10 protein-coding genes are annotated in these 20,619 nt (G+C 62.9%); 1 reads left to right on the forward strand and 9 read right to left on the reverse strand.

Annotated features, from left to right (window positions below; translation table 11 throughout):
- Positions 1 to 16: 16 nt before the first annotated feature.
- From G6N27_RS23720 to G6N27_RS23755, 8 genes are all read right to left on the reverse strand, one after another.
- Positions 17 to 259: a hypothetical protein gene (locus G6N27_RS23720; protein ID WP_163780699.1), complete on the reverse strand. Its 243-nt coding sequence runs from the start codon at positions 257 to 259 to the stop codon at positions 17 to 19.
- A gap of 105 nt (positions 260 to 364) precedes the next feature.
- A complete protein-coding gene (locus G6N27_RS23725; protein WP_308207505.1) occupies positions 365 to 2,092 on the reverse strand; it encodes an MFS transporter in 1,728 nt (575 codons plus the stop codon).
- Between the two features lie 308 nt (positions 2,093 to 2,400).
- Entirely contained in the window at positions 2,401 to 5,589 is a 3,189-nt protein-coding gene (locus G6N27_RS23730; protein ID WP_163780701.1) for a phospholipase D-like domain-containing protein, read from the reverse strand.
- Positions 5,589 to 8,927 (reverse strand): hypothetical protein, encoded by a 3,339-nt coding sequence (locus G6N27_RS23735; protein ID WP_163780703.1) that lies wholly within the window; start codon positions 8,925 to 8,927, stop codon positions 5,589 to 5,591. Before G6N27_RS23735 ends, G6N27_RS23730 begins: the two co-directional genes overlap by 1 nt.
- A complete protein-coding gene (locus G6N27_RS23740; protein ID WP_163780705.1) occupies positions 8,924 to 16,144 on the reverse strand; it encodes a hypothetical protein in 7,221 nt (2,406 codons plus the stop codon). Before G6N27_RS23740 ends, G6N27_RS23735 begins: the two co-directional genes overlap by 4 nt.
- A complete protein-coding gene (locus tag G6N27_RS23745) occupies positions 16,132 to 16,326 on the reverse strand; it encodes a hypothetical protein (RefSeq protein WP_163780707.1) in 195 nt (64 codons plus the stop codon). The genes G6N27_RS23740 and G6N27_RS23745 overlap by 13 nt, the downstream gene beginning before the upstream one ends.
- A 291-nt stretch (positions 16,327 to 16,617) precedes the next feature.
- Positions 16,618 to 16,791 carry a hypothetical protein gene (locus G6N27_RS25465; protein WP_232064772.1) on the reverse strand — a complete coding sequence of 58 codons (174 nt, stop codon included), beginning with the start codon at positions 16,789 to 16,791 and terminating at the stop codon, positions 16,618 to 16,620.
- A gap of 317 nt (positions 16,792 to 17,108) precedes the next feature.
- A complete protein-coding gene (locus tag G6N27_RS23755) occupies positions 17,109 to 17,609 on the reverse strand; it encodes an Rv2253 family sensor-like surface protein (protein WP_163780712.1) in 501 nt (166 codons plus the stop codon).
- A 174-nt stretch (positions 17,610 to 17,783) separates the two neighbouring features.
- On the opposite strand from G6N27_RS23755, the gene G6N27_RS23760 reads away from it, so the two are divergent.
- Complete coding sequence (locus tag G6N27_RS23760; RefSeq protein WP_232064773.1) at positions 17,784 to 18,248, forward strand: CAP domain-containing protein; 465 nt, start codon at positions 17,784 to 17,786, stop codon at positions 18,246 to 18,248.
- 45 nt (positions 18,249 to 18,293) lie between these two features.
- Here the strand turns inward: G6N27_RS23760 and G6N27_RS23765 are convergent, their stop codons facing one another.
- Positions 18,294 to 20,303, reverse strand: a complete 2,010-nt coding sequence (locus G6N27_RS23765) for a sensor domain-containing diguanylate cyclase (protein ID WP_163780714.1) — start codon at positions 20,301 to 20,303, stop codon at positions 18,294 to 18,296.
- Positions 20,304 to 20,619 lie beyond the last annotated feature (316 nt).

The following is a 20,619-nucleotide window of genomic DNA, read 5'->3' on the forward strand; positions in this document are numbered from 1 at the left end:
CTGGACGTCCACGGCCCTACGGCATCTGCTGCAGGACGGAGAAAGGTCCCTGGGCAACGCCGGGGGACGGTGCCTGGTGCAGGACGGAGAACGGCCCGTGATGGGTGTGGACCATCGGGGAGCGGGGCACAGGAGGTGGCGTCCACGTGCCATGGGCGTGCGCCGTACCGGCGAACCCGAAGACCAGCGAGGCGCCGAAGGCCAGTACCGCAACGGTGAATGTGACCGCGTTCCGGATGCTGGGGGCCAGGGTGGTCATCGGGTCCTTCCCTCGGGCCGTGTCCGGCTTTTTCGTCGCCGTCGTGAACCTTAACCCAGTGAACGGGATGGTCCGGCTCGGCAGCGCCGTAACCCGTGCGGGCAGCTAGACCCTTGGATTCGCCCACGGCTGCGGGAGAATCCCATTCAGAACGACGCTGCGCTGGCCGCTTGCTGACGCGTCGGCCCTCGGTGGTCCGCCGCGCGCACCTGTCGGGCCGGCCAGCGCAAAGTACCAGTGCTCCTCCGCGCGGCCGTCGACGGTGCAGCGCAGTGCGCTGGCCAGGGCTGCATGGTCGGAAGCCAGCCAGCGAGTGCTGTGTTGACGGTCGAATTCGGCCCACGACGGGACGGTGAATTCCTCGATGACGAGTTCGGGGTCCTCGCCGCTGCGGTACAACCGCCAGCGGTAGCCGCCGGTACGTGAGCGCGACCTGCCGACCTTCAGCATCGCGGCGGTGAACTGGTCGATTCGGTCGTCCGCGACGTGGTACGAGGTCGAAACCAGCACCGGCCCGTCGGTGGGATCGGGCTGGAAAACCAGTGTCGGCGTGGGCCAGGCGGTCGACGTCGTCAGGTCGAGCGTTCCGGTTTCCGGACGCAGCGGAAGCACAGCCACACTGGCAGCCGTCAGCAGAAGTAGGGCAGCTGCTGTCACGAGCGATGACGCAAGCCCGACATGGGCGGCAGTCAGACCCCACACGTAAGACCCGAGTGCTTGGGAGCCGCTGAAGACCAGCAGATACACGGCCATGCCGCGGGCCCGCACCCACTGCGGCAGCGACAGCTGGACGGCGGCATTCAGTGTGGTCAGGGTGGCGATCCAGGCCATGCCGCAGACCAGTAGCAGCGGGATCGCCGGACCGAACGGGCCGATCGCTATGACGGCTAAGCCCAACGCATAGGCGGCGGCCGAACCTGCCAACACCGTATTGGTTGCGCACAGTCTGCGGATGTGCGCGATGAGGGCCACCCCGATCACGGCGCCGACGCCAAGGGCGGCGAGCACCAGGCCGTAACCGCAGGAGTTCATGTGCCAGTGCTGTGCGGCGGTGACCGGCAACAGTGCCCATAATGCCGAGGCGGGAAACGCGAACAGCGCCGACCGCAGCAGAATCCGGCGGGTGACCGGTCCGTGGCGCACCCATCGCAGGGCCGCCAGGATCGACAGCCCGATGCTTTCCCGATCACTCACCGGCGCGCAACCGGGTCGCTTCCAGGACCGCAACGCGACGATGATCGCTGCGAAGGACACTGCGTTGAGCGCGAATACCGCGGCCGGCCCGGCTTGCAGGACGACGACCCCGGCTAGTGCAGGTCCGATCGCGCGGGCCACGTTGACTGTCACGCTGCCCAGCGACGCCGCGGCAGGTATCTGTTCACGCGGAACGAGTTCGGGCTGAATCGCCTGCCACGCCGGAGCGGTCAGCGCCGAGCCGCAGCCGATGGCCACGGTGAAAACCAGCAACCAGGTAGGGGTCAACACCCCGGCAAACGCCAATGTGGCCAGCACAGCAGCCGTGAGTACCGCATAGGTTTGAATGACGATGAGCAGCCGTCGCCGATCGAAGAGGTCGGCGAACACACCACCGAACAGTCCTAGAACCAATGTCGGTGTGAGCGAAGCGGTTTGGACTAGTGCGATGACGGTCGCGCTGCTGTGGTGCTCAACCAGAAACCATTGCGCGCCGACGGTTTGCATCCACGTGCCGATATTCGAGACCAGCTGTGCGATGAACAAGTTGCGGTAAATCGAAATCTTCAGCGGCGCCCACGCTGAGGTCTCCCGGTGTCCAGATTGCACTTCATCGCTGCTCACGGTCATAGCTGTCATGCGCCGCTACTCCCTCAAAGTTCTGATCCCCGACCCGTACTAATAGCTCAAGGGGTTACAACAAGGCCGGTTCACGAATACTTCCTGTTGTCGCCTTGCTCAGGTATGACGTTCACGAGCTGTGGAAGGTTCCGACGCTTGGAAAGTGAGCGAGGTGAGGATGCCGAAGTTGTTCCCCCGGAATCCCTTAACAACCAGAACAACTCAAGGCGGTCGTCCTCGTTCACTATCGACGGATCAACATTGGTCGTCGAGACTCGCCGTGTGGCGTCGCTCTGGGCACCGCTCACCGACTCACGCAAATCAGCTCAGCTCGGCGGCCCTTCAAGCGGGCCGAGCGTCAGCGCGGTCAGCAAGTCCGGCAGCAGGTTCAACAGGTTGCGACCGTCCGGATCGGCGAGTTCCGCGCTTTGCGCCTGAATCAGCGAAGAGTCCGGACCGGGCCAGATCTGCGGTTCAACCAGACCGCGGCCACCCTGCTGCACAAGCTCACTGAAAGCTGCAAACGCGGAACGCGGCTGCAGGAGGCGGACCCAATCCGCGTTGGGCGACCCTCCCGAGGGCGGCGCCTGCGTTCCAAGAATGTTCGCCATCAGCGTTCGACGGAACTGCTGGATGGCACTACCGCGGCCGTCGACGATCTGCGCATCGTGCAAGGCAACATCGATTGCGCCGTCGAAGCCGAAGCCACGTTTGCGCGGTACACCTGTGCCCACGGAGCACCAGACGTCGTCGACGATCGCAACCGTTGTGCGGATGTTCAGCGGACGGCCGGGGAAGCCGATCGGATGCACAGCGACTACGCGGCCCGGTGCCGCCGCCGCAATCTGCTTCCAGGCGTCGGAGCGTTTGCCATAAAAGTATTGCGCCCACGCGTTATAGGTGGGGTCGAATGACAGTTTCTTGTTACAGACGAGAATGAAGCGCAGGCTCGGCTGGGACTTTAACTGATGCACGAGCGTGTCTACCAGGTCGAACGAATAGGCTTCATTGTCGTCGTTCTGGGTAAGACACTGAGTTTCCATATAAATGAGATCTCGCGCATGGGAGATGGCGAACTCGAGCGACCATTGCCAGTCGCGGCGTCCATATCTAGCCGCATAAAATTCGCGTTTGATCTCCGCGACGATCCTGTCGCCATTTGCGGGATTGCCATTGAAGAGGTCAGGCATGCTCACACTGCTCGGCAGGTTGATCTTGTTCTGGATGTAGCTCTTGAGATCGGCCACCGTCGCCGGCAGTCCGGCGAGATCGCTTTCCGGAAGCAGTCCGAATTCCGGAGTCTCGACGTAGGCGGAAACCGTCTGCAGCACGGCCCCGCTGATCGTGCTGGGCGAAGCAGGCGCGGGCGGCGCGTTAAAAATAGCGTTGTCGTAATCTTCCAATCGATTGAGAAGGTCGTTAGCACGACGATTTGCGGCAAGTGCGAGATCGTACCCGAGCTGGTCCCCGGCGAAGATTCCGGAAACGGAAGTCTCCGGACCTGCAACCCCACCTGGATTTCCCTGCCGATATTTCTCGACATGCGATTCGGGCATGAGAAATCCGCCCGAGAGCACCGTTTCCCACTGACCTGCGTTGCCGGAGGAGGTGCCGATCGCCGCGATCGATTCCGTGCGGGCCATCGTGGGAATGCGCAGGGCCTCGCGCGGGGCGTTGGCCTGGGTGTTGAATTGCAAAAGCTGGCGAATGAGCTCTACGAGTTGCGCGGCAACCGAGTCAGCTACGACAACCGAAGGACTGAAATCGCTGGATGGATGCAGGCCAAGCATGGCCGCCGTGCAAATACCCCGGCGGTTCACCGGAACGATTGAGAAGTTGTTGGTTGCGGTCGGGGGCGTGAAGCTGGTTGCGCCAAAGGCGCCGACCGGCACGGAGTAGCCACCGAAGATACGTTCACGCGGTGGTGAACCGGCGTTGGGAACGACATGCAGATCGAAATGTAGTGTGGCACCGCCGATCTGCCCCGACTTGGCGAGGTTGAGTGGATCCTTCAGCAACACCTGCACGGGTTGTGACGCGGCGCCGGCGACGATGGAACCGCCATCACCGCGGAACAAAGTCGCGCTCTGATCGAGCGACGGACCGGTGTAGAAGATGCGGTTATAGATGCGCAGGAAAGCGCCCGCGGGAACGGCGCCGGCCGCGAACGTGACCACGATGTCGGTACCTGACGCAGAGTTCCACGCGGCAGTAATGGACGGCTTGCCGTCTGTGGTGGTCTGGCCGGGGCGAATCAGCTTGGCGCCGGCAGGGTCCCAAGCCTGCGGCGCGACAGATGATGGCGTGATTTCCGTTGCGGACGCCTTGCCCCAGCGACTGTTCGCGCTAGTGTCCGACGGAATGGAAAAGCTGTCGCTGATGGCAGGGGAGACAAGGTATCCCAAGAACGAGGTGCCCCCGGTGGGCGCATGCGAGAGCAGGGTATGCGCCTCGCCGAGGACTGCGACGCCATCGGTGCAGAAGCGCACCGTGGAACCTTCGCGGACAAGAGGCGCTGGTTCGGACGCGGTGCCGGCATCGGCGTATAGGACACCATCGACGTCCTGGGTGGTTCGATTGCCAAGAAGGAAATGGTCGAGGTCGACTGCGATGACGCGCAAGAAATCTCGCGTTAGGGATGCGCCTGCGAGTAGCGCTGGGACGGAGAAGGGTGTCTTCCCCAGCTTCCCGAAGGTCGCCGGCCCCCAGCGCAACGGCTGTGTCGAGGACGTGTCCTCGGCGCCAAGCGTTGCGCTATCTGGAAACGCCGCGGGCAGATAGCCGGAGACGCGCGTCGGCGTCCCCGACGTTGTCACAGTAAGGCCGTGCCCACTGCCCGGGTCGGTCCAGCTTCCGCCGTGCGGGTTGACGATGTGGATGTAGCGAGTATTCGAAGAATCCAGAGCTGCAATGGAATCGACGTAGCCGGCTGTCTTGTTGAGCTGACTCTTCACGAAGCCATTGGGACCGAGCACCTCGAAGTTGTCCAGGATGTCGGTCCACGCACTCGCCACGAAGAGTGGATCGATCAGCAGGCCGTTGGCGTCGTGGAAGGTGACGGTGCCGGCGGGTAGCGATTCGCCTGCATTGACGAGCGACACCGCGGCTGGGAGGGGACTCGGGGGCGAACTCATGCGGATCACCGCGGTCATCGGCACCGGCCGCACACTATGGCCGCTGCCGTCGTTCCCGAAGCGGCGGGCGAAGATGTCGCGCAGCCTCAGGTGGGCGTGAGGATGCTGCGACAGCACGGCGACCGAGCCGGTGATCACGAGACCGTCCAGGGTGAATTGCGCATCGGTACCGCTGGCCGAATAGCTGAGCATTCCGGTGAAGGGGGCGTTCCAGGCACTTGAAAAAGTGAGCGACATGGGCGGGGTGCTGTCACCGGTTGCGTCCACACCGTGATACGCGGGATTCGACGAGGCCCACTGCGCGCCGAGCAACGGCGCAGCGACGCCCAGGCTTTCGACCAGGTACTGCTGGAGACGGGCGGCCAGGCTTGTTGGATCCATCAGGTCCACCACCCGACCTGCGCGGTTTGCGCGGTGGAACGGTTGATCGGATCGGTCAGCGTCACCGTGACGTTGAAGGGCTCGGTGGACGTACTCGATCGAGTCGGCTTCGGCACCCACACCAGCAAGGCGCTCCACTCGTTGCCGAACGCGTAGCGCGCCGCCTCACCGGGCTGGCCACTGGCCGGGACGGTGATCGTGCGTTGCAGAAGATCCAGCGCGGTCTCCATTCGGAACGTCCGCATCGCCTTGGCATTTGGCTGCGCGGGGTCGTACACGGTGACGTTGAGGGTGTGGCTGCCGAGCGCAGTGGCCGCGATGGGCGCACTGGTCACGACGGCGATGAGTGCGGTGTGATGCGCGGTGTCGGTCGCGATAGGGGCCACGTAGGGCAGCGCGGGCGGGTCGGGCGGCGGCACGACGATTCCGAAAGCACTGCTCGAGGGGGACCGCCCGCCCAACGCGCCGAGTGGATTTCCACTCCCGTCCGTGAGGTGATCGTCGCGCCAGGCCATTGCTCGGTACCAGGTCGGGCTCCACGCGCCTGGAACGTCCGCATCTGTGAACGAGCCCGTCCACGTCCCATCGTTCGGGTCGGGAGCTGTGTTGCTCCAACCAGACTGGGTCGAGTCGGTCAACGGCGGTCCCATCAGATCCACCGAGCGCGACAGACCTTCTCGGCTGGTGCGATAGAGCACAAAACGGTCGGGTGAGACGCCCACCCGGCTCTCTACCTTGACGACGGCTTCGTAGACGCCTCCGCTTTGCGTCAGTGTCGCCGAAATACGGGGTGCGCGTGGCACTTCCACGTATGGAACGGCTACCGCAGTAAAGGTGCTGGCGTCGGACGGAAATGCGCTCTCGATATTGTTTGCCGAAACCGCGGTGACGACGTAGGCGTAGAGAATACGGCCGCCGCGCGGCAGCTCCACTTCGAAATCGCTTTCAGTGAACGGTGTTACGGGCATGGTCAGCTTCCGGAAGGTTTTCCGGCATGCGGCCATGTCGAGATTTCGCAGTGCGGCCAGACGCGAGGCGTAGGGTTGGGTGAGATCGGCAGGCGGCTTACCCGCAACGTCCAACAAGCCGGTTTCAGTGGCCTCATAGACGTGGAAGGACGCTGAAGGCGGCGCGCCGTTGCTGTTCCACTTGAGGTGAACGCGACTAACTCCCAACGCATCCGGCAACGTGGCCCACACGATGGAGTCGCAGGAGGGAACGGGGGGTGGCGCGGGACTCTTGAGACGCGCCACCCGTGGTTTGTCAGTCACTGTCCAACTGGGGCTCAACAGCTCCTTGCTTCGCGCGTAGACAAAGGCTGCGGCCTCGTCCGCGCCGGCGAAGTTCAGGCTGAAGCCAGGGATGGTTGCCCGGTACTGAACAACGTTCAAGTTCCCGGGCATCGGCGGGGGAGGCGTGCCATCTGGTGGTGTCGGCGGGGTCGCCGGAACGATCTCTACGCTGTAGGCCGCACCTCCGGGGACCGTCGGCGCAACCGTGGGATCAGTGCCGAACAGGAACTCAACGCCCGAGTATCCGCCGCCGATGCTGTACTGGGTTCCCGCCGGCGCAGGCACAGAAGGCAACGGGGAGTTGGGGTCCGGCAAGGTGCAAAGCGCAATCAGCAGATCCACCTCGGCGGGCCGCCGGGTTGTCCAGTCCCACGAGAACAACACGGTCAGTGTCGCTGGATAGGGTGAGTTGGCCTGGTCGGCGATTGTCCACCTCGCGTCGGTGACGGACGCATAGAACACCGGCGCCGCAGGAACACTGGCGGCGGTTTCAACCCAGCCACTCCACACGCCGAACCAGTCCTGTCCCGTGACGGAGTAGTTCAAGGTGTTGCCGCTTTCCGGCGGCGCAACATTGCTGTCCTCAAAGAGGATTGGCGCGCTGCTGTCGCCATCTGCCGGCAACGATGCGAGAAACGGCATGAAGCCGCCGCCGACTCGTTTTGCATTGAGCAGCGTGGCGTCCGCCGCGGTGGACGAGCGCGCCACGGCATAGCTTGCGGCAACGGTTTGGTTAGGGATAAGGGGCGCGGGACGATTCCATGTGGCGTCGACCGTCGCGGTGTACGGTGCGTCGACCCTGAGTGGCGGATTCAGGCGCAGGGTGTCGGCCGTCAGGTCCTGCGGGGCCGGAGTGACGCCGAACTGGAGCGCGTCGAAGAAGACCACATCGGCCATCTCTCCCGAAACATGAAGGCCCAGCAGGCTGATGTCGTACTCGCAGCTGACCATCACCGCCGAAATATTGCGTTCCACGGTGACAGGTCCGCGCGCTGTATCTCTATTTATCTTAACGTCACTGGTTTTTCTGGTGTTGGTTCGGCCGCCCAGTATTGCGGTGAGCTCGTCGACGGTATAAGCGGTGCCGAAGCCAAGGCCCAGCGCGTTGTAGGGATCGCTGCCAGAAGCGAGCAGCAACAAGGCCAAGGGTGAAAAGGTCACGCTCGACGGCTGCGACGAGGGAGCCGCGCCTCCGCCCGCCTGCTGCGGCGTCGGTACGTTCTGCTCCACCACGACCGAAGAATCCGCGGTGGGCCCCGAACTTGAATCCAGCATGGTCTTGATGTTCGGCAGCACGGTGGCGGCAAAGTCGTTGAGCAATCCAGGAATTGTCGGCGGAACAAATGGGGGAGCAGGATTTCCGTCGGGCAGCGCACTCTGCCAGCCCAGCTGCGGAGCGCCCTCCTTGAGGCGGCGTTTCGCTGCCGCCTTCGGTGAGACCGGAGCGGTCACGAATCCCTGCTTTGCGACTGAATAACCCGTCGGCGCGAAATCCTTCTGGTCCACCGGTAGGCCGACGGTTTCGACCGCAATCCAGCCGGGGAGGTTGGCAAACTCCGCAGCGGTGATACCGAAGATCTCCCAGAGCGCTCCGGTGCCGCCGATAAGAACATAATCGATTGCGCTGCTGTGAATTTCGAGGAGTACGACGCCCGTCGTCCCTTCCGAGGTAGCGCCCGTCAGCAGTTGGCCGGACGCGGAGTACGCAAAAACGTAGGCGCCCGCCGCCGTGAGATTCAGGCGGAAGATGAGCATCGCCATCGCGTCGGGGAAGTCGATCCGCTGCGCGCCGCCGGACAGGGTGGCCTCAGAATCGGGCTGCAGTGTCAGGGTGGCTTCCCCGGTAAAGATCCAGGTGGTGAACGGCTTGCGCGGCAGGCCGATGTACGGCGGAACCATCCAGCGCAACTGCAACGTTTCCGAGAGCGGATTGCGGCGACTAAGGGTGGTGGCGCCGGAGGGTGCTCCAGTCAGGCGATCGACCTCTTGCCAGTTGACCACCGACGCGGCGAGGTGAAGCCATGGGGGATACACGATGCGGCTCATAGGTCCTCCCACGGCGCCTGATTGAGCGCAATGTCCAGCAGCGCAGTGTCGTGCTGGCTGTCGGTTGTATCAATCGGCGCCTTGCAAAACCGCCGTATCGAGAGGTGCAGCGTATTGCCCCGCGCCCCGTTCTTGAGCGCGACATAGGTCCGATTGCCGCTGGTGTTCGCGGCGATGGTGGCGCTGAGTGTGCCGGCAGTTTCGATTAGGTCGAGCCAGACAGCGGGTTGCATTTGCCATTCGGTGATGACGGGGGGAGTGCTCGAGTCCATGATGGGTGTCGGCGTCTGCCGGCTGCGCCGGATGGGCTCGGGCGTCTCGAGGAGCACACCGACGGGAACGGGTGTGCTGGGGGAATCCTCCCAGAAGACCGTGACTTGTGGCTGCTTGGGAAGAGGCAGAGCGCCCAGGCCGGCGGCCTGGAGAGCGGCCTGCATTTCGGCGTCCGTTGGATTCGCCGAGAGCGCCGACAATTGCGCGGACGCGCCCGCGGTGAGATGACGGTAGCCCGTATTGGTTCCGTTGATGTCGGCGATCATCTCGTCCAGCGAGGCATAACGAGACGTTGCGAAGGCGGTGCGGTACAACGGGTTCACCGGCGGTGGCGGAGGATCGCCGGGCTGCCAGTTTGTTGTTGGCACGGGCGGTGCGGGATCGCTTTCGAGATCGAAGATGTAGGGCGTCATGCCGTCGAGGGGGAAATCGAATACCTGTTTGCCATGCCGCACTGAGGTGCCGCTGGCGTTGATACAAGGCGCTGCACCGCTGTTCAGCAGGGCCCGGATGGCGTCCTCCCATGGCGTCAGGACGACGCCGTCCACCGGAGTCAGAGGGAACAGCTTCTGAATCGGCTGCTGGTTCGGCGGGGCGCTGGCCGGCGGGCGGAAGGTTGCCGCGCGCGCGTGGCCTTGCAGCGTCTCGCCGTAGGCGGTCAGCAGCTGCTCGACCGCGTCGGTCGCGAAGACCACGGTGATCGGTTCGGAGTAGAAGAAATGCGGCTCGTCGTTGCCGGGCCAGACGCACAACACCCAGGGCGCCAGGGAAACCGGCGGCGTGCTGTCGGTTTCGAAGTAGAGCGCCTGCGATGCCGCGACCGGACTAGTCGGGTGTGCCGGATTACCGTTGCCGTCGTCGGTTGCCGATTCTGCCGTGTAGTTGACCGTGATGCCGTAGATCGAGCCTGGCTCGAGCAGTGGCAACTTGGCAGGGTCGCCGTTGAGCGCACCGGCAACGGTCTGCTGGTTCTGCACTTGGGTGTTCGAATCGAAGGTTTCGCGCTCAACTTCGGCGACGCTCCAGCCTTCGATGGACGCCACCACATAGGGCGGCGGCAACGCGGCTGGTACCGAATTTTCCTTCTCGAGAATGCCCAGCAGAAAGGAGTCTGTCCCAGCGGGAAGGTCGACCGTCGCGACTATGTTCAAACCGTAGTAGTCCGGTGCGTCTTCGGATTCGACAACGCCGTAGACCGTCAGGAACTCCCAGTCCAAAAGGGCGTCATTGCTCCAGACCCCTCCCGGCTCGTACCAGGTGCTCGGTAGGTCGGTGTAGGCGTGAACTATCGCTTCATTGATGACCGTATCCGAAATCCCCTTGCCGTTCGGATCGAGCGCGCGCAGCACCAGAGTTCTCGACCGGATCAATTCCACTGTGACCCAGAGGAACAGGCGTACCCGCACCAGCGGATTGCCGTAGAAGTGCAGCGCATCGGCCAAATCCTCGTTGTTCTTCGCGAGTGGGCTCAACGCCTTGGTGAGCAGGTCGAACTCCGCGTTGAGACGGGGCAGGTCCGAAGCGAACGGGGCTGCCAGCGCGCGCCCGCTGCACGCCCAGCGAGCCTCGGACGGCTGCAGCCGTGCAAGCGTCTCCGCCAGACTGCGGGTCGCCATCCGCTGTGCATCGGCGGTGCCGACAAGAGTGTGGATGGCGGAGTCGCGTCCTGCCAGATCGGCAGCGTGTGACAGCGACGCGAACTGTGCGGTTTGTGGCAGGCGCCGCAGGATCTCGTTCTGGACAACCGGATTGCGCAGGGTCGGATGCTCGGTGTTGAGCAGTCCAGCCCGCTCGGGTGTTTGGACGGGCTTTTGGGTGCGCCTTGGTGAGATGCATGGCAGCGCCAGCTCGAACACGTAAGCGGGTTCCATGGACAGCAACGAATCGATGAGTTCGACTCTGGTGCGCCATAGCTCATTTACCTTGAGCGTCAACGGGGGCGGCGCGGAGCGCACCGTGTCCGGCGGGTCGGGCCAAGCTGTGCCCTGAAGCGTCCAGCCGTCCGGCGACGTCCCTACATTCGCGCGATTGAAGCACCAGAAGACCGATGTCGCAGGCGCAGCTGGATCACAGACAGAGCTCCACGTCGTGGTCACGGTGGTCGTCAGTGCGCTCCCCGCGACGACGGCCTGCGGTGTGGCGAATGGGGTCCAGTCGAGTAGAGCGAGGTCGATGGCGCGGTCATCGCCGCCGTTTGCCGCCGCGTTCGGTCGCCACACGGAGGGCACTCCCGCGGCGTCATTCAGCAGCATCGGTCCGGGGCCGGAAACCTGTGCCAGAGAGATGCTTTGGATGGTGTAGCGGTAGAGGTTCTCACCACGCTTGCACCAGCCGCCGCTCGGCAGCGTCGGCGCATTACCGGGAGATTGCGTGAAGCTGGTGAACGCGGGATCGAGCTGAGGGGAGAAGGCGAACTTCAGCACCGGAATTGAATCAATCGGCACCGTGACGATGTTGCCGTTGCTGTCCTTGGGCAGGTTGTTCGGATCCGTACCCCCATCGGCCAGCTTGGCATCGATTGGACGGTCCACCCCGGTGCCCTGCACCAGAGCAGGCGAACGGCTTTGCAAGAACAGCGCGTTGACCAACGGCGGCGCGGGCGGCGTCACTGGTCCGGGTCCGAGCGTAAATCCGACGCAGCCCGAAACACTGAAGAACAGGAATGAGACGCTGCCACAGATCTTCCCGGTGATCGTGGTGTTTGCGGCGGTGCCGTCGCTGGTAACTGCGAGATTTCCGCTGGCGGAGACGGACACGATGAATAGGTGAAGTTGTCCGCTGATGGTGATGGAACCGGCCAGCAGAAACGGTGAGAAGCCGATGCCGACGGCCGCAGTGGCGCCAATTTCGAGATACAGGTTGACGCTGGTGTTGCCCCAGATGAGCGCGACATCGATGCCCATCGCGATGGCAAAACCCGACAGCGCGTGCGTCGGGAGATTGAAGCCCGGAAAATCTGGGATTCCGTGCCCATGGATTTCGAGATACCCAGAGCCGGTGAACGAGTTGATGACCGAAACAGTCGCGGGTTTCGCGATGCTGCCCAGATCGAGATAGAAGTTCGTCGGGTCGGTGAAGTCGAAGAATGCGTCTGCAGGAATTGAGATGGCAAAGAACGGGCTGAGGTTGTAGTTGACCTGCAGGCCGATGGTCAGGGTGCCGCGTCCGATATCAAGATCGAGCGTCGCCAGGATGGTTCCGGTGGCGTCGCCGAGAAGCCCGGGTAGCGACGGCACCAGAACGTTTGCGTTCATGAACAACAAGATGCGCGGCCCCGGCAGTTCGAGCACCAGGATGCCCTTGAGGTTCATCACAAAGCCGCCATCCATGGTGCCCAGGACAGCGCCGGCGCCGAAGGCCCAGTGACCGATTTCTGCTTGCCAGCCGTTGCTGTGGGCGTTCGCAACGTCGGTGGGGTCGCCCTTGACTTGCAGGTACCAGGTCATGGGGTCGTCCACAGTGCGCCCGAAGTGCATCGCGAAGAGCGCAATCAGTCCATAAATGCCGAGCCCTGAACTGCCCAGCACGATCGGTGCGGGGAAATCGACTTCCAGCGAAATGGCAACGCCTGTCGCGGTATTGCCGGAGCCGTCAGGTGGGGTCTGCTGGATGTTGAACTCGGCCTTCGCGCGAAGGCTGATGGGGACGATGGTGACATCGATCGAGCCGGCGATACCGCCGTTGCCGATGTTCAGATACCCCGATCCCTTGAACGCGCCCGGAATGTTGACCGACGCGCCGAGCGCGGAGATCGTCGGCACCCCAAGCGGATCCAGTGGCCAGCGCACCTTCGCGCGGTCCACACTGACGATGCCCAGGTCGGCCTTGATGCCGACGTCCACTTCGAGGTTGAGCGGGTTGGTGCGGGCAATGCTGGCACCGAGCACTTGGATGATGTCCGCGAGCCCGGCGGGCAGATGGAACGTTCCGGGATCGGTGACATCAATCGAGTAGCCCTTGCTCGCATCGAAAACGATGGGCATCAGTGTGTTTCCAGGGCCCGCGCCCCAGACGATCTTGACGCCCACCGCCTTGTAGCGAACCTTGATCGGCTTGCTCGGCTTGGTGGTGATGATGCCGAGCAGGTCCACATAAAGGTCCGTTTCAACATCCAGGAAGACCGCGGCCTCACCGCCCGCGCTCCCTTCCTGAGCCAGCAGCTCACCGCCGTAGAGCGTGATGGTCTCGGCGTGTAGGACGCCGATCTGCGAAATTGCCGCTGCGGCAACGAGAGCCGCGCCGTCGAGCAGGCCTTCCTTCCAGCTGGCCATGCTCGCGGTGGCAGCGGCGACATCTTGCAGCAACGGGGAAAAGACCAGCAGGGTGCCCATGAAATCGCGGAAGCGGTTTACTTCAGGATCGGTGGAATCGTCGGTCACCGGATCGCCCCAGCGCATCAGGCCGTCCTTGTCGTTCTTCGCGGCCGCGATGGTGAGTTGCTCGGTCCAGGTGTTGGTTGAATCGTCGTGGGAGATGATCAGGTCGAAATCGGTGGTCCCGTCCGCCGGGTTGGGGTTTCCGGGCTGCAGGTTCTTCACCGTCATCGAATGATCGCCGCCGGAATCGTACGAAGCCTTCTGCGCTGCGCTTTGCAGGCCCTGCTGAGCGGCGGTGCTGAACTGGAATTCACCGGAAATCTCGAGCGCAATGAAAGTGCTCTGCGCGATGCGAACGATGATCTTGATGGAACGGAAAAAGGCCGGCCGATTCTGGTCTGCGTTCGGGGGTTTCTGAAGCGTGGGCTGCGATGGGCTGGGAGTGGGAGTGACGGCAGGAGGGCCGGTCACTTTAGCCGTTACTGTCGCGCTGGGCCCGGGCTGCGTGCTGTTGTAGACCGCATGCGCCAGCCAGTAATCGGCGTACACATACTGCGAGTCAGGGGATGTACCTGAGCCCCAAGCGGTTTGCGCGGAAACACCTCCGGGCAGTACCGCATCGTCGTGGTAATTGCCCTTTGCAACAATCGTGATCTGCGGTTGTTTCGCCGTACCCTGCACCGCTGCCTGAATGATTTCTGCCAGAGCGACCGCACGGCGCGACGAGAGATCGTCGTTGTAACTGGGCGGCGTTGCGTTCTGCTCGTCAGTTGCGTTGTGCTCGAAGCTCGCGAACCCGTCAATCTCTACTTCGGTGGGCGTGTTGTCGGCCATGCCCTGGATGAACTGATTCAGGTCGCTGCTGGCGACCAGCGGCGCGGTAAACGGGACGGAAGTCGTTGTGCGCGTGACGTCTTCTTCGTCAGAGACCTCGATGTGATCCGTCGGCGCTACATCGCCGGTATTCGGCACACCGTAGGCGGAAGGCGTGTTTTGCAATCCGGCCGGCGGCGCCTGTGGCGTGGTGGGCTTCGGCGGATGATCGAAGTGGAACCAGGCTTTGAGTTCGACTTTGTTGTTGCTGGCAGTCCCGGGCCAGGTGGCTGAAATATTAACAGTGTCAACGGTGTTCGCAGTTATCGTGATGGTGTCGGAGGTGAGGGTCTGCGGTGCGCCGCCGTTCTGGTTGTCGACGCTGACCTGAATCCCCTCGACATAGGGTGCGAACTGCACCGTCCCCTGCTGCGCGTTGGTCAACGTGATGGTGTGGATGCCGTCGGTGGCGCCCCCGGTCAGGGCGAGGGCCATTCCGGACTGCCCGGTCGGCGGCACAGGCAGGGGATTCCCGCTGGTGGCTTGTGGGACTGCACTTACAGTGAGGTTGGTGATGTTCGGTGGGGTGGCCGAATCAGTCACCACGACTGCATAGTCGTGCTTTGCCGTGAACCCGGTGATTGGAAACGTTTGGTTCGACGTGATGTCGGTTCCATCCACCGTAATTTTGTAGGGCGGAACAGCTTGGCGGACGTCGACCACCAGAGTGCAGTTCTGCGGCAAGACAACCTTGATCACACCGTTCTGCTGGTCTTCCGCAATAGTGTTGTTCTGCGCGTCGTAGACGATGACCTGTATGTGCGGCTTGGTGTTCTCGTTGATGACGTCGAGTTCGAAATCACCTGATACACCTGAGCTTTTGCCGACTCCGATCAACAGATCGTGGGCGGAGACGTCCACCGCAAGCCCTTGAGCGCCGCTGGGCGCGACGAATATTCGCAAATCGGGAAGATAGATGCCCTGCCAGTCGTCTCCCACACCAAACTGCGACAGCAGCTCGGGCGGCGTGTGGCTGTCGCTGAGGTCAAGAACCGCCTTGTCGAAGCCAAACCCGAAGTGGCCCGCGTCATCCACCAGTGCATAGGGGGGCAGCATCTGGATGAGCTGCGCTTCGCCGGTGTCGTCCGGGTCATCAATGGTTGCGGCACCCCACGAATCGATGACGAAATCGAGCTGGCCCAAGGTGCCGTCCTGGGTCAGGGTGACAAGGATCTTCGGCAGGACGAGCTTGACGTTCTTATTAGCCGGGTCTGCCTCGAGAAGTCCGTTGGGATCGAGCTTCGCGCCGGTGAGGAACGGTAGGTGCACGGTCGCGACGGTCAACAGCAGATCGAGCTGGAACTGCACGTTCGGATAATCGGACGGCGCCGCGGTGCTGCTGCCCCAGGTATCGAACAGCGGAGGAAGCGTCGATTGCACTTTCGGTACGCCGGACAGCGCACTCATCGCTGACGCGATCAACGAGGACGGCGAGCGCGGCGCGGTGATGCGGAACTGGAATGTGACGTCATGCCAGTCCCAGACCGAATTGCTCGATGCGGATGAAGGGGAGTTAATTCCACCGGTGCTGCCGCTGCCGGAGATACTGGCTCCGTTCGGCGTCAGCGAAAACGACGACGTTGCCGCGGAGGGATCCAGCCGGGCGATTCCCCAAACCGCAACGCCCTCTTCGTCGAAGCACGTATCCAATTGGTCGACATGGACAGTCGACAGGAGCTCATGGAAGGTCGGACCGAGGTCAACCCCGGCCAGAAAGTAGGGACTCAACAGGTCGAACAGTGCTAGCGGTTCCATCGGCCCTCGCTGCACTCGGTCTGAATGGCGTCCGGGGTCGCCTGAACGTCGTTGTCCTGGCTAAGCCAGCTTTGGATGACGCCGACTCGGAGTTGAACGAAACCGATGGCCCCCGCGGCGTCGGCGGCGGCTCCGAGGGTACGGCCGAAAGCTTCACCAGCCTGGTTCTCGGCCAACCTCATGTCGGGGTTCCTTCCGCGTGTTCGCGGCCTGGGCGACCTGCCTCAGATGAGTAAAACGGATTTGTTCACGGGATGCTTGAGTAGTCCGCTACTGAAATTCAACGACTTCCACGTAACCGGCAACATTGGTCGTCTGCCGACGCCGGACGTACGTTGTGGCGGACCGTCGCTGTCAGGAGTGGAACCGCTAGCCAGCATCAGCACAGCAAGAGCTCGAAGTTCTTGTCATGCTGCTGCTTGACTGACCCGCCTAACCAGGCGTCGCCGGATTCCGAGGATCGATCCGGAAGGCTAACTGCCGGGGCCGATGACGAAGCACCGCCCGGTGCTAGTCGTCAGCAATACTGCCTGCACTGCCGATTTGTCGATGCCGGGGAACTGAATCTGGTCGTTCAATTGACCTGGATCGAGTGCGGCGATCTGGGAAGCCGTAGTGCCGTCCTTCTGGCGAACGTCGGCGGTCACCTGCTCGCCATTAACTGAATTGGACGGTTCGCGGAAGTAGTAGACATTAATCCCAGAGCCCGACGTGTCGGCAGCCCAACCATCGCGGTAGTAGCAGGCTGGGTTGCCATCAGCGTCCGGGGGCGGCGGGGGGCAGATTGACAACCCGACGCAGGCCGCGGTCGTGCTGGGAGCGGCATGAGTCGTTCTGACGGCTGGCGGTGGGGTCGTTGAGCTTGCTCTGGCGGCTTGCGGGGGCGGTGGTGAGGAGGACGACGAGCATGCAGCCAGACCAAAAACGGCCGCGACGATTACCCACTCGGTCCCCGCTGTCCAGTTCATATTCGCTCTGCCGTCATGTCCATCTCGATCCAGCCCTGGCACGGTCCGCTTGAGATATCGGTGTGCATGACGCCGTCGAGTGTTCCGTTGGCTCGGGGCGTGTAGTGCACAGTGGATCGGGCCGGACTCCATTGGATCGTGGTGTCGGGCATCATGCAGTCCCACTGGAATTCGCTGACTTGCGTCCACGACGACCCGTCCCAGGTGAATTGCACTGGTTGCGGAACTGTCGGATTGCTCGGCGGAGGACCGCTGACAATCGTGGCGACACAATTCCCGCCCGTACAGCTTGATCGGAATCCGTAATTCTCGGTGTGCTGAGTCTCGGGTTCACTGGCGGCCATGCTGGTCCCGGACTTGGGGCCGACCATGAATGTGATCGCGTACTCGCCGTTCCAGGACGGGGTGTCGGCGGAGGCGGTTTGCGCAAGCGGCAGGGTAATTGTGAGCGGAGCGGCGCACAAAAGGACAAGACGTCTCAGACGGTTCAAGGCCATCGGTTTCTCCTTTCGGGCCGGAACGGCTTTCGAATCAGGATGCGCCGCGACATGTCGGCGTAGCAAATGAATTGGCGATTCCTGACCGTACAATGTCTCGGTTGAGTAACATTTGTTTTCCGAGCCGGCAAAGAAAAGCGCTCGGCAGGGGGCAATATGTTTACGAGAGTCAGGATGGTCATCCCGTTCGCGATCTGCGCTGTCGCCGTAACGGCGGTCGGTCCTATTGCCGGCTTTGCCTCGCGCGCAGACGATTTGAGCGCCGCAATCTACGACGGCGTCAACCAGCTTCGTCAGCCATGCGGGGTGGTCGGCGACGACCCGCGTCTGACGGTCGCCGCGCAGCGCCATGCCGATGACTTGATGATGAACGGCGTTGGCGGCGGCCACATCGGTTCGGACGGCTCTTCGCCTCAGGCGCGTATCGCCGACGCGGGGTATACCAGGGCCGCCCACACGAGTGAGATCGTCTACTGGGGCACCGGGTCCCATGCGACTCCGGGAGCAGCGCTCGACCTGTGGATGCAAAGTCCTCCACACCGAGCGGTCATTCTGGATTGCGCATTCACCGCAGCCGGCGTCGCAACCGCCTGGAGCGGCAACATGATGATCGCCGTGGGTGACTTCGCAGGTCCCTAAAATTGGTGTGGGCCAGACTGTTTCGGATCGGTACCGGCTAGTCGTTCATTCGGGTTCAGTGGCCGGCCGTGGGCCCCGGCGCTTGTCCTTGTACATAGCGGCGTCGGCCCGGCTCAGCAAATGCTGCAGTTCTTCTGGCTCTGCGGCCAGCGCCACCCCAATCGCCGCGCTGATGGTCAGCCGGACGTCTGGGCTGATGGCAATCGGCTCGAGCAGCGCCTGACGGATCCGGTCGGCGACCAGCTCGGCGCCCTGGGGATCTACGCCCGGCAGGAGCACGAGGAACTCGTCACCACCGAGCCTGACCGGGGGCGGGTGCTCGGTATCGCCCTGCATCACGACGTCACCCCGGGTGCGGGTTGCCTCGGCAATGCGGTGCGCGACCTCGCGCAGCACCTGGTCGCCTGAATCGTGCCCGTACTCGTCGTTGACTGCCTTGAAGCGGTCGAGATCGATGAAGATGGCGGCCACCGGATCGGCTGGTGTAGCCGCTGCCGCCATGGCGGCCATGACGTTGCTCAGATGGCGGCGATTCGGTAGTCCAGTCAGCGAGTCGTAGAACCCGAGGTGCGCAAGTTTGGCCTGGACTCGGCTCAGCTGGGCAGATTCGATGTCACGTGCGAGCAGTTGCGCCGCTTGCAGGTCGGCGTCTGTCCAGGGGGTGCTCGAGCCGCTGACTTGCTCCAGCCAGGTATCGAATGACTTCCTCGGATTGATCAATCCAGTGGAGTGAGCGTGGGGATCGCCCAGCCAGCGGAGCTGCTGCGGATGATCTCGCCGGAACCAGATCACGAAATCATCCGGCGCGACGAGAGCGACGAACACGCAGCCGGCAGCACCGAGGGAGTCAGCTGTCGATTGCGGCAAGCGGTCGGTGGCCCAGGGCGCGCCGAGGGGCCCGACGGCGCGGATTTCGCCCGCGAAGCTTCGAACGGCATCCTCGGATGGCGCTGCGCCGACCGACCGGTATTGCCCGTTCGCACATAGGGCTGCTCCGTCTGCCTGGCAGAGCTCCAGCAGATCACCGGAGGCCGACGTGAGTCCCGCGGCAATTGTGGGCGCGCTTTTCATCGCTGCCCTGAGCCGGGTCCGGATGGTGTCGCGGCCGGCGGCATCGCGCAGTCTGAAGATCTGTTCTGCGGCAGCGAGTTGGAGTTTTGCCTGCAGGACTACCAGTTCACACGACCGACGCCTGGAGCGCGAAAGCCATTGGGGGATTTCAGATGTGCACGACACGAGCCTTTGCAGCCGGCCTTCGTCAGCCATAGCGAACGAAAGGCTCGCCGCTGTCTTCATATTGCGCATGTATTCGAGGTGGAAGGGGGAAACGCTTCGCAGCATGGCGCGGCTCAGGTCAAGACAGGTGCCGGCCATGCGCGGCGATGAGACCACGACGACGTCGCCCTCGTCGACATCAGGTATGTAGCGCGTCCCTTTGCGGGTGTAAATCTTGCGGGCTTGAAGCGGAATGTCGCTCTCCGGAAAATGATGCCCGAGGTATCGGACCAGTCCCGGAATTCGATCCTCAGCGACGATCTCTCCGTGCTCGTCTTCGTGGAACCGGTAGACCATCGCGCGGTCGAATCCGCTCAGTGCGCGCACTGCGCTCGCAACGGCCGCCTCAACTTCGGGCACGGTCGTCGCCTCGGCGACTGCCTGCGAGGCATAGAGAACCGGAACGAGATTGGCTTGATCGTCCCCTTCCGTTCTCTCGATCTCGATAACGATCTGCCCGTCAACTTGATGCAGAATCACATCGACTTTGCCGTCGAATCCGGCTGCCAAGCGCATTCCATATAGGTCGGGCGACGAAGGCCGGTAGCCCGTCTGCTCGATCGCCTCCTCAAGCCGCTGCCGTTCGCCGGGCGCGAAGATGCCCGTCACCGGCGAATCGAAAAGCTGATCCACCTCGGCCCCGATCAACTCGGGGGTGTTTGCGCTGGCGTATGTGATGCGGCGATCTTGCAAATCGGCGGCAACCAGTGCTCCATGGGCTTGAATTCGGCCCGACAGGTGCAATTGCTCACTCGCGCAATCGGGCAAAGCCGGCGGCATCCGATGTGCTCGGGCAGTCATCAAGTCGCTCTCGGCGAGGCAGTCGGCCAGCTCAAGATGTTGTGGATCAACGCGTACGCAGGCAGCATGCCCGCAAAGGCTCTCACCGCGTCACCTCCGGGCCGTCATCAGCGCCCCCATTGGGGCACGATAGTGGCCATCAGTCCCTGTGAATTGGATTTGTCGCCTATTTCTACTGCCAGCCGTGTGTTGGAGAAAGTGTGATGACTCTCAACGCCGCCAAAATCGGAGAACATTAGTTAAGTAGCAAGGCTGAATTGTCAGCAAGCCGCAGCTCATATGAATAGTGTCGCGC

It is taken from the genome of Mycobacterium cookii (assembly GCF_010727945.1).
GTDB lineage: Bacteria > Actinomycetota > Actinomycetes > Mycobacteriales > Mycobacteriaceae > Mycobacterium > Mycobacterium cookii.